A 16,126-nucleotide genomic window follows, 5' to 3' on the forward strand; every position below is an offset into this window, starting at 1 on the left:
ATATGTGTATAAGACACAGGGAGACTGGGGGCGCAGCGGCGTTGCGCGCTCCTGCTCATCAGAGCAGGCGGCTCCGGGACATCAAGCGCCGCATAGTATAGCGAGAGATGGCGGCAAAAACCGTCTGTCTTCCGGCTGATGAGGTTGGGGGCGTGATGTTAATGTCTGCATTGTTGTAGTTTCGAAACAGAACCAACGAAGCGTGGCTTTCCCTTAGTCGAAAAGCTCCGGTGCCGTCAGCACAAGCGGTAAGAGCTCACACAAAGTAGCATTTTTGCAATACACAGGGTTTCATCTAATTCAAGTCTCACCCATAGCGGTCGTTATATCGAACATGAGCCATTCAAGGCACGATAAAGGACACGTATGCTGGCACTTAGCCTTGCTCTGACGTTTATCGCGTTTGTCGCTGTTCCCATTGCATCGGCTGCGGAGGATTGGCAAGACGACCATATTTGAGCGAACCAATATTCGACCTAAGCAACCAGACCTAATTCAACAAACAGCAACAGGGGACATCAGTCCATCCCGGTACGCTTGCGCGCCATTAAGTCCGGCTTCAACGTCCAACGCTTTTAGAGCAATGGCATCGGGTGCTGGAAATGGTCGGCATGTTGCCTGTGACATGATGTCCTCAACCAGGCGCGGCTTTCCACCCGCCCTCAAGTTCTCGACATGCCAGCGAGACCAAGCCTCCCAATACGCGAGCCGCTGCGGCGAGATACCGGCATCAGAATAGCCTGTAGAGCTGGCGGTCATCAGAGATCCTTCTCGATGGGACCCAAATGCCAGAGGTTCCACGACCCGATGCACAGCGGCAGGCCCGAAAACCAGACGGATGCGCGCAAGGAACTCGCTATCAGCGCCGGTACGAACGTTATCCCACATCCCGGCCTGCAACCGGATCTTATCCTTCCGGAACAATGGCGATGACGGATTGATCCGCGACAGCGGATGTACCTGCCGCGAGAAAAACACCCCGTCGTCCTGAAGGCGAATCCAGTTTGACGTCGTGGCAATCAGTTGCTCATCATCCAAGAGCGGCTTCACCTGACGCTCTATCTTTGAGGGGTGCGACCAGTCGTCGGAATCGTGGCAGGTTACGAATGTTCCGCTCGCATGACCAAGACCAATGTTCTTCGCGAGATAGGTTCCCCCGTTACGATCGAGTTGAATGAATTTGACCCGATTATCGCGGCGCGCCCAAGAACGAATAACGTCCGGCGTGCCATCGCGGCTCGCATCGTCGACAACAATCAGCTCCAGATTCCGATAGCTTTGCTCGAGCACGGATGCAATCGCCACGTCCGCGCGTTCGCCGGTTTCGAACGTCGTCATGAGAACGCTTACTAACGGCCCATACACATCAGCCACCGGTTCCGCAACTTTCAAGTTCGCAGGCGACGGAGGCCGATCCATGTCTTTCAACACAAGGGAAGGAACATCGAAAGCCGCCAGGTAGGCGTTCAGGCGCTCAAGTTGCCTGGAGGGCTGTTCCCTGGATGCATTGGACATATGAAGATGCAGTTCCGGGTAGCTGCCTGGACCTCCGTTCGCAAATGCCTTCTTCAAATAATCGGCTGCAGAGTCCAAACGGCCGGACCGGATAAGCAACGCGGCCTTCAACGGCATTGCAGTGGCATCCGCTTCGAGCAACTCGAGCGAAAACTCCGGCAGATAGGGCGCCATCGCTGCCGCTAAGGCCGACAGATGTTGCGTGCAGTCCCTACGCAGCAACATTTCGCGGCCGCACTGCTCCGCCTCCGCATGATGACCGCAAGCCGCAAGCGAAACAGCTCTGGCAAAGACACTTCGCCAAGAATGGTCCGCAGGCCTGTGCGAGATCACGGAAACGTACATCCCCAGCCGGTAGTACGACCAGAGCCGCCACCCGTCGGCTCGCCCGCTTTGCTCCTTCATATGCGCGAGCGCGTAAGCAAACCTGTTCTTGCGCAGATGCCACAGCGAAAGCAAGCGATTCAACATGCAGAAACCCACTCAGAAATCGCCACCAAACAGGTCTCGCGTATAGACGCGGTCGCCCAGCTCACGGATTTCATCCGTGACACGGTTGGCAACGACGACGTCCGCTTCCTTCTTGAACGCGGCAAGGTCATTCACAACTCTGGAATGGAAGAACTCCGGCTCCTTTAGTACCGGCTCATAGACGATTACCTCAACGCCCTTGGCCTTGATACGTTTCATGATTCCTTGCACCGACGAAGCTCTGAAGTTGTCCGAACCCGCCTTCATGATCAACCGATAGATACCGACAACCTTGGGCTTGCGCCGCAGAATGTCCTCCGCAACAAAGTCCTTCCGGGTGCGGTTTGCTTCCACGATTGCGTGGATCAGGTTCTGGGGAACGTCCCGATAGTTCGCCAGTAGCTGCTTGGTATCCTTCGGCAGGCAATAGCCACCGTATCCGAACGACGGATTATTGTAGTGACCGCCGATCCGAGGATCGAGGCATACCCCTTCGATGATTTGTTGCGTGTCCAGCCCATGCACCGTGGCATAGGTGTCGAGCTCATTGAAATACGCTACACGCATCGCGAGGAAGGTATTGGCGAAAAGCTTGATCGCTTCTGCCTCCGTACTGTCGGTCAACAGCACTTCGACGTCCTTCTTGACCGCACCCTCAATCAGGAGGTCAGCAAACTGGCGGGCCCTGGGCGACCGCTCGCCAACCACGATACGGCTAGGATAAAGGTTGTCGTGAAGAGCTTTCCCTTCACGCAAGAACTCAGGCGAGAAAATGAGGTTATCGCAGCCCAATTCCCTACGCATGCGTTCAGTAAAGCCCACCGGCACGGTAGACTTGATTACCATCACGGCGTCCGGATTAACTTCCTTAACATCCCGAATTACCGACTCGACCGACCGAGTATTGAAGTAATTGGTTTCAGGATCATAATCCGTGGGCGTTGCAATAATAACGAAATCAGCGTCCGAATACGCGCGTCGCTTGTCCAACGTGGCCTTCAAATTCAGTGGCTCAACAGAAAGATAGCGCTCAATATCAGGATCGGAAATCGGTGACAATCGGTCAGTTAGCAAAGAGACCTTTGCAGCATCGATATCCAGTGCAATCACCTCATGGTGCTGGGCCAACAACACAGCATTAGACAAACCAACGTAACCCGTACCTGCAATGGCAATCTTTAGCATCTTCGGAAAAAATATTCATACACAAGACTAACAAACCTAACCAAGCGCAGCTAATGCCAGTCTAAGCAGACTTCGCCGACCCATACTGTGTAAACGCCTTAAATACCCTTTCGTGCTTCAACTCCAAGTATCGAGGGACCGAACTCAACGGATACTTCTCCAAGGACATACTTGAACAGGCAAGTGCATCACTATAAAAGCCGAGGTTCATCAGGCCCTCTGCCGCAAAGTACAGCGCCTCGAAATCGAGCTTGGCCACATATTCCTTTGAAACGACCTTCAGCAACCTATCGATTTCGTCCCGTTGAATTTCTCGTACCGGAACGCTCCTAACTCTGTTTAGGAAAGCCTTGTCATCGAACTGGTAAGCGTTTCGGCAGGCACCTTCTAAGGGCGCCAAGTCATAATTTGTACCGCACGCCAATCCTTCGACAAAATGCTTGAACTCAGACACAGCAACAAGAGCGCGGGCCACATCGTGAGACGCAAATGGCACTTCGACCAATTGAAATCTTGGATTGCGCACTCCCGAAACGAGCCTATCCACATGCAACTTATCCTGCGCATGTCGATTATCATAAAAAATATAAGTATCGCAACGCGCAAGACTCAAATTCTCGCGTTCACCGAAAATTAGTTCAACCTTCTTTCTTTCAATCTCCCACCTCTTCTCCTCAGGAATTTCACTTTCGCTGATAAAAATCTGCGGGGCGATTGCTACAGCTTTCCGCGCACCAAAAATACGGGACAGGTGTATGCTTCCATAGCCGCCCATCGAACTACCGTAACACACCAGTCCGAGGCCGTTTTCAGCCGCCAACGCCTTGACCTTGTGGGCCAGCGAGAAAACTGCCTCGGTATGCCACCAATGATTCCGATGCTGGACGACGAATATTGCCGGAATCCCCCGAGATTTAAAGAACCCGGGACCAAAAGGTGTTCCATTTCCTTTGGAATTCCAAGCGGAAAAACTCACTACTGCATTGGAATATTTACCATCCCCAACGAAATCATTGGAAAATGCACTAATGTCGTTATCAGAAAAGATCAATTTTAGATCTTGCAAAGCCATCGTAAAACTCCAGGCATGTCAACCGAACGAGATTATTCGTACTTGGGCTGCCCAATATTCCAAATATGAGGAACAAAGGCCCTCCCCATTTCCTCGCCCAAGTGATCTATAAACACCTTCTGAACTCCGTGCTTTGCCAGATACATCATCCGCTTTTGACTAGTTTTGCTGTAGAAGAGGCTATTGGGCGAGTTTTTGCGATACAAGTACAGAACCTTCGGGACGATAGCGATTTTTAGCCCTTTAAGAGCGGCCTTGATATAAAATCGGTAATCAACCATTGGCACCGCGCCAAAGTCCACCTCATATCCCCCAGTGGCTAGAAACCTATTGGCCCGGATAATAAAGGTGCCTTTTCCAAAGAAGTTGCAGGCGAAGTTGGTTTCGTTATTACCTCCTAGCGCCAACGAGGCATACTCGACACTAGGACGATGGGCGCCCCTTTGGTTTGCATGTTCGAAAACCCCGGCGAAGCAACTGATTACGTCCAACTCCGGTTGGCGCGCGAAAACACTCGCATACGTAGCAAGCATTCCAGGCTCAGCCAAATCATCGTCATCGAAAAAGCAAATTAGGCCGCCTTTGGCATGCTGAACCCCATAGTTACAAGCGGCTCCTTTATATTTTTTTTCGTCCAGCCTTAGGTATTTTGCCCGATATTCTTTGCAGACTTGCTCATTTAGATCAGCCTGCTCGCTATTATCATCAACAACAATAATCTCAACGTTCTGATAAGTTTGATTCGCGATAGTGTCAAGAGCTTGCCTCAACAACTCAGGGCGATCCGCGGTCGGAATGACGACCGAGATCATCTCGTCAGTCCCTGAAGCTTCGGAGGCCACGTCACTGGCTTCGGAAGGGACAACGTTAGTCAGCAAAGCGATCCACTCACGTCGATTACCCTCCATATCAAATGAGAGTTTTGCGCTCTTACCAGGACTCGCATCGGAAAAATGGTTCTCGATACGCAGAGCTAGATCGACATGATCACCGGTTTTGCAAAACACGCGCGAGTGGCATTCCTCCTGTACCAACTCCTTGATACCTGGAATATCAGAAACAACGAAGTCAACCGACTCGAGAATCGACTCCACCACCACGCATGAGGAGGTTTCCCCTAGCGTGGGGAAGACACAAAGGCCATTGACTCGACGCACAAAATCAAATATCAAGGCCGGTTTTGTATCGAAGACAAAAAGTGGAACGACCCCTAAACCACCCAGGCGCTCGGCAAGGTAATTTTTTGCATCAACACCGTCGATTTTAGTCCCATTTCCCGCGAATACGATATTAAACTGTCTTCCCTTGCTCTTCAAATGTTCTATGGCGTCTACAAAAACATCGATACCTTTCAAACGTTCAAATCGGCCATAGAACACCACTGTGTCCTTCTTATCATCAAGTGGAAGCGATATTGGCTTATCGCCTGAGGCCGGATCAGTCCTCGAAATGATATTCGGCTGCACGCGGATCCCGTTCACGCCGAATTTTTCCTTGAACCAATCGGCGTAGTACTGACTTGGCGTGAATACGCTATCCACCAATCGCAGTGAAGTTCTCTCCATATACATCACCGCGGATTCGGACCAAGTCTGTACCTTCTTTGAGCCAAAGAAGAAGGATAACTCATGGTTTCCATGGGCGGAAATGACAAGGTCTGTATTTTGCAGCATCAGGCCCTGCTTTTTGGCGAGAGCGCTGTAGAAAGCTAATCCACCAAAATCGTGGAAAATTACTTTATCAAATGCACCATCCCGCTGCTCAAGATAACGAGAGATTGCGTAAGATCGTTTCATCTCCACTGAGCCGTAGTCTTTGAGATTGGTGTTCAAGCCGACAAATTTCACATCATACTCTTCACGAAGAGTCTTCTCCCAGTGAGCAAAATTTCCCTTCGAATAATAAGGATGCGCGGCATAGAGCACCGTCACCTGGACGTTCCTCTCACTCGCTACCGCTGCGATCATGTTAAAGAAACAAGTCGCGATTCCTCCCCCTGCCGTTGGTCCCTTGAGTCCAGCGGTAACGAACAGAAGCGACGTTCGCCAGTCGGCCGGAGTACCCGCCGACTTGTTCTCGGACCAACGCCGAAGGCTCCATTTGAGGTTGTCAGAGAAATGGAGTCGATCATGGTCGACCACCAATCTCCGGTATGCATCAATTGCGCCCGGAAAGTTGCCCTCTCGGTACTCTGCGTTCGCAAATTTGGCGAGCGAGTAAGTTACCTGCGAATCTTCTTTGCTCATTTTCAAGCTCTTTGTCCCGTATATCGCCCTTCAGCGATCCTGCATGGATTGAATTCAGCTTTCAGTAAGCTCAAATCATGTTTGAAGCGAAATAAATCCCTTTTTCGCTCGCGATCTGTCGGTCAGCAATGCGGACTGACCTGGCTTTCCAATATTCTTTCCACATCCTAATCGTCTCTTTCTCCGCCGGTCTGTTTGCATCATCCAAGACGACGTCGATGCGGTGCCTTCCCAAATGATCGAAGATCTTGGGAATTGCGGGATATCTCGCATTTTTGCAAGTCAGTTCAGGCGGCCCATCGACAAGGACGAGAATTGACAAGGTGCGGCCTTCCGCAAACTGGGCGATTTGTCGCAATAGCGGCGCACAGTCATAGTGTAGGTATGTGTTTGAAGAATCATCATGGTCCACGAGTGGCGCGTGAACCAAGTTAACAAACTCATCAAGACCACGGGTTTTGAGTAGCTTCAGAGTCTTTTCGTAATATAACCGATCATGCTCAAACGATATCACTCGCTTTTGCGAGAGTTGCTCAAGAGACTCTTTTATCTCCGCACCCCTAGCCCGCGCAAAAGCTCGAGCAAATAGGACAGTCGAAGTCCCGCTGCCGAATTCGATAATGAGGTCATATTTTCCCTCTTGGATTTTCCCAAGTAAAAAAATACCTAGATCCGGACTGATTGGCCAGCCATGAAAATCTAGAGCGCTATCATCAATCGGCAACCATCGTTGTATCCCGATAAATGCTTCAATTTGCTTGATAGCATTTGACGCGGCGTTGGAAAGATCGCGTTTTTGCCGCCCCTCGATTTCCGAAAATAGCGCCTTTTGTTTTTCAAAGTGCTCCTCGATCAGCCGCGCCACTCCGGATCCTGCATTGGAGTTGGAATCCGGCGATGTGAGCCGCTCCATCGCCGCATGGATGGAGGTCACTTGCGAAATCATGACCCGTTCCAGCGCATCGATACTGCTCTTGATCTCGACCGCCTTGGCCGTCCCTTCTCCTAAACGCTCGGCGATCCATGGATGTAGTTCCACCTCTTGCATGGCTTTTTGAGCTGCCTCCAACTCCCCCACCCGTTGGGTAAGCTGTACTAGGCGGCTCAATTCACCTTGCTGTCGAGCCCCTAGCTCCATCAAGAGCGCCCTTTGTTTTTCAAACTGCTCCTCGAAGAGCCGCCGAATCATGCTCAACAACACGCTCGACGCCTGTTCGGATTCGCATTCTGCGAGGAACCGTTCCATCGCCGCATTGGTAACTGTCAGTTGCGAAGCCACACGTTGCTCGAGCGCTTCGATGATGTTCTTGAGTTCGTCTGCCTTCGTAGTCACCTGAGTTACGTGCTCAATAAGCTGACGAGGTACCGCGGCCTCCTCTGTCGCCTTTTGCTCGCCCTCCAACTCACGGACTCGCTGTGTAAGCTGAACAACCCGGCTTTCCAACAGCTCCCGCGTGCTTCCAGCATCTCGACGGTCCGCCGAAAGTTGAGCGACTACATCTGCATACGCATGCCATGCATCCTTTGCTTGGCTTGCCGTCTTGCGGATGCTACATACAAAGAGTGCGTGCCCTATTCCCGGATGACGACCGGATTCTGTCAATACGTGAATGAAGCCATGGGCGGACAGCAGCTCATTGGCCTCCGCCAGACCGGAAGAAGCTTGCAGCGACGCCTCGCCTTCCATCTGCGCAACACGGACTACAATGACGTCGAGGTCCTTCAGGCTGGAGCAATCTCCCAATATCGGAACAATGGGGATGCAGTCAACGACAAGCCAGGTCGGTCTGGGATGTGAATCTTCCAAAAGATCAGCCAATGAAACGCCAGGACGATGCTCGGAGTCATTGATCTTGATGTTCGGCCAAAGATGTTCGAGAAGTGAGGGGTCCAGAAGCCCGCTTTCGGAGGCAATATTGGCGCGATAGTAGGTCGCCGGTTGCGTCCGTTCCGCCACCAACTGATGTACCACCCGCGCCCCAGGGCAATGCTCTAGATTCCTTTTCAAATGAGGCAGATGTCTTTCTTCCGCATCAACAAAAGTCACATCGGCAACTCCTGCCTGAGCGAAGAATTGTGCAAGCGAACCTGTACCATTGCCTGCCCCGATGTAAGTCACCGCTTCTGGTGGCATGATCACAAGAAGGTGGTGCAGGCTGGAGTGCAATGAGAGTTTCAACAACGGCGTCTTCATTATTTCTTGCTCCTTTCCTCACGAAAGGCATTTACTTCCCTTCTAAGGATAAACGGCATCCGAACCCAACCAAGAGGTGACCCAGCATTTCCAAGCATTTTTGCGCCCAAACGATAAGAAAGATGGCGGCGCATGCGGTCCGCCTCGTGCGCATCCCGGTAGGAAGCAATCGGCGGAAGCTTCTCCTTGGAGCGGTACTTCTTCTCGTTCCGAAAGCGTTTCGCCTCCTTCGCCAGACCGAGGGGCATCGTCAGCCAGCCGCCTACGCTATAGGAATGCTTAATCATGGTCGCCCCCAACCGATAACTCAGTTGGCGACGGACCCGTTCCGCTGCACCGTAATGCTCGGGGAGCTTCGTAACATTTGCGGGACTGGCCAGCAAGCGCCCTTCCCACTCTTCCTGCATTCGGTGAATCCGTTCAACTAAAGCACTGACTTCGCTTTGCAGCCTGCCGTTTCGTTTCTCGAGGTCGAGGCGAACCGAGTCCAGTTGCGCGGCGCGCTTGTCCGCTTCTGCCTTCTGCAGACTTAACCGCTTGAGGTGTTCGTCAGTTTCAATACGCTCCACCGAACTTGGGCTGCTCTTTTCGAGAGCTTTCTGAAGCTCTATATGGCTACGCTCGAGTTCCTCTTGAGCGTGTAAAAGCGCCGTCTCCATGTCGTGTCTTTGGGCACGGGACTTTGCGGACTCCTTCGTCAACGCACTGACATCCTTTTCAAGTTGCAGTATTTGAGCTCTAGCCGCCTCCATCTCCCGCCCATGCACACGGGATTGTGCGAAATCCTTAGTCAACGCACTGATATCTCTTTCAAGTTGCAATATGTGAGCGCTGTCCTGAGTGCTTCTTTCAACCAAGGCGCTTAACTTCTGTTGCGCCGTAGATGCGACGGCCTCCTTCTCCAGTATTTGCTGTTCGAGCTTCGCAATTGCCTTCTTCCTATCCTCAGCGAGGCTCTGATATTGACCTAATTGGAGAACCTTCCCCGCCTCTTCCAACAGCTCATTTCGATAGCATTCACTTTGCTCTTGTACTTCATGCAGTTTCTGCAACTGGATAAGATTTTCCCGCTCAGCATTAGCGAGTTTGCTATGCAAATTGCCAATTGATCCTTGGAGATCCTCAATTCTTCTGACAAACTCCGTCTCTTGCCTTTCCAATTCCACCTGATAGGTCGCCTCGCGCTGCTCAATCGACAGGAGCTCAAGCCAAGCTCTATGAACCGGTTCTGGGCCGTCCGCAGAAGTGACAAGAGGAAGATTGGCTGCAGTCTGCAACTCTTCGAAAAGCTGTGCGACTTCCGGCTTATCGCTTATCAGCGTCTTCGCCAGAAGACGTTTGATGGCTCCCGCGGGTCGTGCACTGGGCAACACCTTGACTGACGCGTCACCCCAAATCGCAGCATCATGACGGGTCTCGTTAATGAGGATGCGGTCGCGAGGAACCTCCAGGATAGAACCTACCGGGGCACTAATTCGCGCACGCACTTGTTGCAGATAGCCGCTGGCAGAAGCTCTCACCTGCTGAGCGTGCACAAGCAGCGATCGTTCGCTATTGCGATAGAAGAAATGCAGCAAGGCTTCATTGTACGAACACCACTCCCTAATGCACCCTTGTAGACCCTCGAACTGAAGGCCAGCATCGCTCGATCGAACCAGAAGGCTCTCGGGTGAGTCGTACACCAGAACAAATGCGATACTGGGGTCCAGCTTCGTCCAGTAATCGAGTAGTTGCAGCGCGTGGGGGTCTGCCCAGCCCCAAAGCTTCTGTTCGATGTTACCGAGCATCAGATCAAGCGCCATTCCGTGCCAGATGGGGCCTGCTTCTACTTGGGGAAGATTGCGCACACGTTCGAACGCTGACTGTTCAGCGGAGGAATGCGCCTTGAGTAGCATCGAACTGATTTCGACGGGCGTCAGCCTCTCTCTGCGGGAAGGCAATGCCCTGGTCATGCCGCATTCGATGAGTAAAGCCTCGACATCCTGGTAGTCCGAAGTGGGGTGCCCCACAATCATTATCTTGTTCATATTATTTTTTTCTCGCATTCCACGACAATACATGCAGGACGTCATTAGTCCTTATGTATGACAGTTGCACGGGCGAAGATTAACCAACGAGGGATACAACTACGGCCGAAACCCAACGTGTCATCGACGCAAAATCCAAGCCGCCATAGGCATCAACCACAACGAGTCCCACAGCAGATGCTAGCTGGCAGCACCTTCGCCAAAATCGGTGGTGCCGCTGCGTTAATTCACCTACGCTCTTGTCCGCGTAGAATGAGGAATTGACCTGCGAGCCATGGATCAGACCATTGCGGAACCGGGTGAAGGCCCTTGTGTCAACCGGTGGACACTCCGACCAAAAACGATCCAGACTACCTTGATAGGTGATACCCGGCTTTGCATAGAAGCACCGCCCCAGAGCAATAACAGGAACACGGTGGTACAAGGCCTGCAAGCCAGTGGTGGAGTTCACCGTAATCAAGCCGCTGCATCTGTGGAGCAGCGATGGAAGATGCGCATCATGGATGTAGACCACCCGGTCAGTCGCACCAAATCGCGCGGCACAGTCAGCTATCGCCCTTTCATAATTGGTATGGCCGCGATCCATCGGGTGATGCTTGATCACCAGCAGGCAGTCCGCCGGGGCATTATTTGCAAACGAATAGATCGTCCACTCGATGAAATCCTCGATGCGTCGCCAAGGGCTATGCACGCGGATCTGGCTGTCGTTGTAGACCTGTAAGGCCACCAAGAAAAATGGCGGGTGGTTGTCCGCAAGAAGGCGCGCCTTTATTTCGCGTTCCTGCGCTCGATAGCGATGCTTCCGATAGGCGGCACGCAACCACAGCGCAATCTCATGGAAACCAAATGGCTTGTGGTGACGGTAGTGCGGATACGTCATCCTCCTCGTAATGCCACCGCCGAAGTACAGGAACGAGTACCACGCCATCTTCGCGAAGGCATGGGTGAAGTGCCGCTTTTGTGCGGGCCGCGGTACGGCTGGCACGCTGTCCAGTTCCCACGCGGCAATCGGAGAGTCTGCGTTGACTCCGCCCTCTTCCAGCGTGATGTAATCGGGACGTACGTAGCCTTCCTCAAAGACCCAGAAAGCAATCTCCAGTTCTTTGGCTAGACGCGCTGCGATCCGATGGTGGCGCCGGCTGCTGCCGAACACCACAATTGCATCGATACGCTGCTCGACCAGCAACTTTCGCAGAAACGCTTCCCAGGCGGGCATGGGCTGCGTAAAGCGCTCAATAGCCCCGCGTCGATAGAAGAAATCGTCGCCGCCGTTAAAGTTAACTTTACTGACACGCCGCCCGGCTAGTTCCAGGTAGTTACGCAGTCTGGCAAAGAAGGGACCATTGGGACCTTGCAGCAGAAGCACGTGCTGGTACCGGGCCAACTGGTGTAGCCCAGCCCGCTCCAATCCACGGGAGCCTTGAAGTGAGGCGTGCTCGACAGCCCCAGTTCTGGCGTGCCCGGATAACGCGGCATGATTGCTGCCGCGATCATGCCCACCTTCCCTGAACATCAGCATTGGCCGTTCCCTTGTTCCTCGGTTCTTCTTTTCGTTTGTGCGCCGCCGCACGCCTGTACTTGCCACACCGTTAAGACTGACGGGTGTTTTAGGTCTTGCCTTCCCTCGCAACAGCCCAATAGCGAAACAAGGGCTTCAAGAGCTTGCGTAGCCCTCCACGTCTGTGTGCGGCCAGCTCCTGCCGCCATGCCAGCATGTGGCTGACTGCTTGCTCTGGCGTGGCAAATCCCGCTTCAGCACTGCGCAGTACATAGCGTGGATAAAGGATCAGGGTTCCAGCGACGAGCATGTCCAGCGTCAATTTTCGGCGGCGTCGCGGCGCAGGATAATGATCTGAGGTTAGTCCCCAGCCCGCATAGAACGGTGTCCCGTGCGTTGTCACCGGCTTGCCGCGCAACAACGCTTCAAATCCGGCCAATGACGTCAGCACATGCACGTCGTCAACGGCATCGATCAACTGGTACATGGGATAGTCGATCACGAGTTCATCGCAAAAGGCGTCAAGTGCAGCCTCTTCCGCGCGACTACCGCGCAGGCCTGCCATAACATCGGGATGGGGCTTATAAACGAGGTAAGCGTCAGGCTCGCTGGCACGCACGGCCTGGAGTAGCTCACGATTCGTACGAATTCCCAATGCGCCATAACGCAATGAAGCGTCGCTTTCCACCTGACCAACCACCAGAACAACTTTCTGTTGGCCTGCGGGTCGCTGCCACACGCCTTGCCCCACGTTGTATTTGGTTAGCCGGGAGCGCACTACAGACTCACGCAAATCGCAGGCTCGTTGCAGCAGCGGCTGATCAAATTCAGTAGTCGCAAGTAGTTCTTCCAGCTCTGATGGCGTGGTTGCGTCGTAGTAAATACCGCTGCGGTCGAATACCCAGGATACCGGGCGCACAAGATGCGCCCCCAGGCCTACGGAGCGCAGAAAGCCATCTTCCACCGTGACAGTGCTTACGCCTGATCTCGTTGGTTGACCATGCCTTCGACCCCATTGCAGCACGGTCGCGCCTGTCGGAACGGCTTCGAGTTTGCGATGAAAGCGCACTTCGCAGCCCTGCAAGTAGTCACGCAGGATGGGCCGCTTCCATCGTGAGAAGCCGACTGCATGCACGCGTGCCGGGAACTGTTGACGCATGGCCCGCTGTAGAGCAAGGTATGCGATCGCATCCTCCGGCTGGCAACGTTTGCCACTATGTGGGTCTACATAGCGTGTGTAGCGTACCAGCGCAGCAAACGCCAGTTGGGCCAGCGTGATCGGCTGCCGCCTCGTCGGTGCAACTTGGGCATCGCGTGTCAAGCCCCATCCCGCATAGAACGGCATGCCAAAGGTGTGGACCGGTCGGCCATGCAGCAGCGCCTCGAAACCGACCTGCGAGGTCACGGTAAATACAGCAGTCGCCGTACGCAGCAACGGCACCACGTGCACATCAGTCTGAAGACGACGTACCCGCGGGAACCCGCCCTTCTCCAGCAACGCACCTAGGTAGCCGCGCTTGCGCCCGAGGGACACCTCCGGGTGCTCCTTGACAAGGATCTCGCAGTCCGGATATGCCTCGTGCGCTGTCAACAGCATGCGTTCGAAGCAATCGGCATCTCCCATGCCATATTGCACGGACGCGTCGTTTGCCGTCTGGTCGATCACAAGCACATACGGACGATCTTGGAGTACCTGCGGGTCCGGTGCGTGGTTGTACTTGGAGATCCCGGACTCGCGCCATGCATGGATCAACGCATTCGCACGGCTGGCTTCTTCCGAACTCAGCGGAAGCTGAGCCATATGCTCAAGCAATGACGGACTAGTCGCGTCGTAATAAATGCCGACATCATCTACAACCATCGAGCAAGACATGGATTCCGTGCCGGGCGCTATCGAACGCATGAATCCGTCTTCCAGACGCAAAAAACGCTGCACCGAATATTTGCGTGCGTACTCCTCGGCCCGAACTGCGCTCGGCCGGCGTCCCCATGCGGCAACCCCGTCAGGTTGGGACCGACGCAGCGCAGGACGCATCAGCACCACGTCTTCCGCCAGGAAGGCACGCAGGTGTTTGATGCGGTAAATGCCGCGGGAGAAGACGCCAAGCATGGTCGGCTTTGTTCCTCGATGTTTAGCTATGTTTGGGCGGGTACCAGGTCATTCTTACAAGCCCAGCACCACTCTTGCACTGATCGCAATTTGATAAAGAATCTGGAACACATCCTTGGCGAACTGACGCGTTTTGAAGTCCACCTTTGGCAACACCATGATCTCGTCACCCGGCCGAACCGCATCGTCCTTCTTGCCGTCGGAGAAGCTGCCGTCGCGGTGTGCGATGATCACGCGAGACGTATCAGCGTTCTGCGAGAAGCCGCCGGCCTGCTGGATGAAGTCATCCAGGTCCAGGCTCTTGTCATACGCCACGGCGTTGGGGAACAGCACTTCGCCGCTGACCAGGACGAGGCCGTCCTTGACCGGCACCCGCAGGACATCACCGTTCTCCAGAAGCAAGTCGTTGCGCGTCGTGGATTTCGCAATCAGCGTCTGCCCTGACGGTTCGATCTTCTTCGCGCGCTCCACCCATTGCAGTACTAGTGCAGCCTCTTCCTTGCGAAGCTGGGCTTCTTCCGCTGTGCCAGACCTGGCGGTCAGTACGCTGGACTCCAGGGTTTTAAGGGTGGTGCCAAGCAGCGCCTTCTGGCGCGCCTTTACACTCTGGCGGAACAGCTGGATGCTTTCTGCGTCAGATTCCTGTGTGTAATGAATCTGGCCGAGCAACTGGCCCATGCGGCTGCCATAAGGCAGCACGTATTCCTGAGGACCGGTATGCTCGCCCTCGACGCGAACAGTAATCGTGCCTGGACGTTTGTCGGCGGTGAATTCGATCTCATCGCCATCGCGCAGGTCGATCTGGTTGCCGTTCGTAATGGGAAAATACTCCACATTGCGGACGGTGCCGGTATTACGGACCACGCGAACATTGGTGGCTTGCGGCAGCGGTTTTGCCAACCGTACGATCTGGTCAAGCCGGGCCTGATCGCCGAGAAACTCAAACCGCTTGGCGTTCTCCGCTAGTCCGCTGACTTTCACGGTCTTCTTGCGTGACTGGACAAAGATGACGTCCCCGTTGTTGAGTTGCCTGGAAGTCAAGTCGCCCTTGAGCAGGAAGTCATAGAGATTCACGACTTCAAGCGTCTGGTTGCCTCGCTTGATGGCAACGTCGAGGAACGAGCCTCGGTCCGGGTCAATGCCGCCGGCCTGATCGAGATAACGAAGGATGCTGTCGCTCGACGTACCGTCATACATGCCCGGCCTGCGCACAGCACCGGTCACGTACACCCGAACCGGCTGCGCTGCCAGCAAGCTGGCATAAATCGAAACCTTGCTGGCAAAGACCCGGCGCAAGGCATTGCCGATGGCCGTCTGCAAATTGCCGTTGGTGATGCCTTGCACACGGAAAGGCCCGATCTCCGGCAGCACGATATTGCCGCCAGCATCCACCGTCAGCACCGTATCGACGTTGTAGCCATTCCAGATGCGCAATTGGATCCGGTCGCCGACGGACACCACATGGCTCGGATTGAATACCGAAGCGCTGTCGCGGCTGAACGCACCAGTAAACAGCTGGGCACCAAAGGCATCACTGGCCATGTTGGCCGTATAGTCGTTGTTCTGCGGAGCGCTTTCCGGCAGAGGTACTTCGGTTCGACCAGGAACCATCGGTGCTGCGACAGGCGTGGCCGTATTAAAAGCTGCACCGCCAAGCGTGGTGCCTCCTTGCGCCGCAAGGGCGGCATATTCCATTTGCCCGATGGCGGACGATTGTGAGAGGCGCGTGCCGATCTGCGCGTGTGCGCCATGGATGCCGGCCAGGCTGGACGCTGCCAGGGCAATAGCGAGAATTCTTCGAAGCATGA

The 16,126-nt window shown here is 54.1% G+C and carries 9 protein-coding genes; all 9 read right to left on the reverse strand.

What is annotated here, in order from left to right; translation table 11 throughout:
• Positions 1-495: 495 nt before the first annotated feature.
• Positions 496-1,986, reverse strand: a complete 1,491-nt coding sequence (locus AB1I47_RS26030; protein ID WP_354686587.1) for a glycosyltransferase family 2 protein — start codon at positions 1,984-1,986, stop codon at positions 496-498.
• Between the two features lie 12 nt (positions 1,987-1,998).
• Entirely contained in the window at positions 1,999-3,171 is a 1,173-nt protein-coding gene (locus tag AB1I47_RS26035) for a nucleotide sugar dehydrogenase (RefSeq protein WP_354686588.1), read from the reverse strand.
• A 61-nt stretch (positions 3,172-3,232) separates the two neighbouring features.
• A complete protein-coding gene (locus AB1I47_RS26040) occupies positions 3,233-4,243 on the reverse strand; it encodes a hypothetical protein (RefSeq protein ID WP_354686589.1) in 1,011 nt (336 codons plus the stop codon).
• A gap of 32 nt (positions 4,244-4,275) precedes the next feature.
• The gene (locus AB1I47_RS26045) at positions 4,276-6,489 is read right to left on the reverse strand and encodes a glycosyltransferase (protein ID WP_354686590.1); all 2,214 of its coding nucleotides are present in this window, start codon (positions 6,487-6,489) and stop codon (positions 4,276-4,278) included.
• Positions 6,490-6,559: 70 nt separating this feature from the next.
• Positions 6,560-8,683 (reverse strand): hypothetical protein, encoded by a 2,124-nt coding sequence (locus tag AB1I47_RS26050; RefSeq protein WP_354686591.1) that lies wholly within the window; start codon positions 8,681-8,683, stop codon positions 6,560-6,562.
• A complete protein-coding gene (locus AB1I47_RS26055; RefSeq protein ID WP_354686592.1) occupies positions 8,683-10,710 on the reverse strand; it encodes a coiled-coil domain-containing protein in 2,028 nt (675 codons plus the stop codon). The genes AB1I47_RS26050 and AB1I47_RS26055 overlap by 1 nt, the downstream gene beginning before the upstream one ends.
• A gap of 79 nt (positions 10,711-10,789) precedes the next feature.
• Positions 10,790-12,229: a capsule biosynthesis protein gene (locus AB1I47_RS26060; protein ID WP_354686593.1), complete on the reverse strand. Its 1,440-nt coding sequence runs from the start codon at positions 12,227-12,229 to the stop codon at positions 10,790-10,792.
• 88 nt (positions 12,230-12,317) lie between these two features.
• The gene (locus AB1I47_RS26065) at positions 12,318-14,318 is read right to left on the reverse strand and encodes a capsular polysaccharide biosynthesis protein (protein WP_354686594.1); all 2,001 of its coding nucleotides are present in this window, start codon (positions 14,316-14,318) and stop codon (positions 12,318-12,320) included.
• A gap of 54 nt (positions 14,319-14,372) precedes the next feature.
• Entirely contained in the window at positions 14,373-16,124 is a 1,752-nt protein-coding gene (locus AB1I47_RS26070; RefSeq protein ID WP_354686595.1) for a polysaccharide biosynthesis/export family protein, read from the reverse strand.
• Positions 16,125-16,126: the final 2 nt, after the last annotated feature.

It is taken from the genome of Cupriavidus necator (assembly GCF_040578825.1).
In the GTDB taxonomy this organism is placed as follows: Bacteria; Pseudomonadota; Gammaproteobacteria; order Burkholderiales; family Burkholderiaceae; genus Cupriavidus; species Cupriavidus necator_E.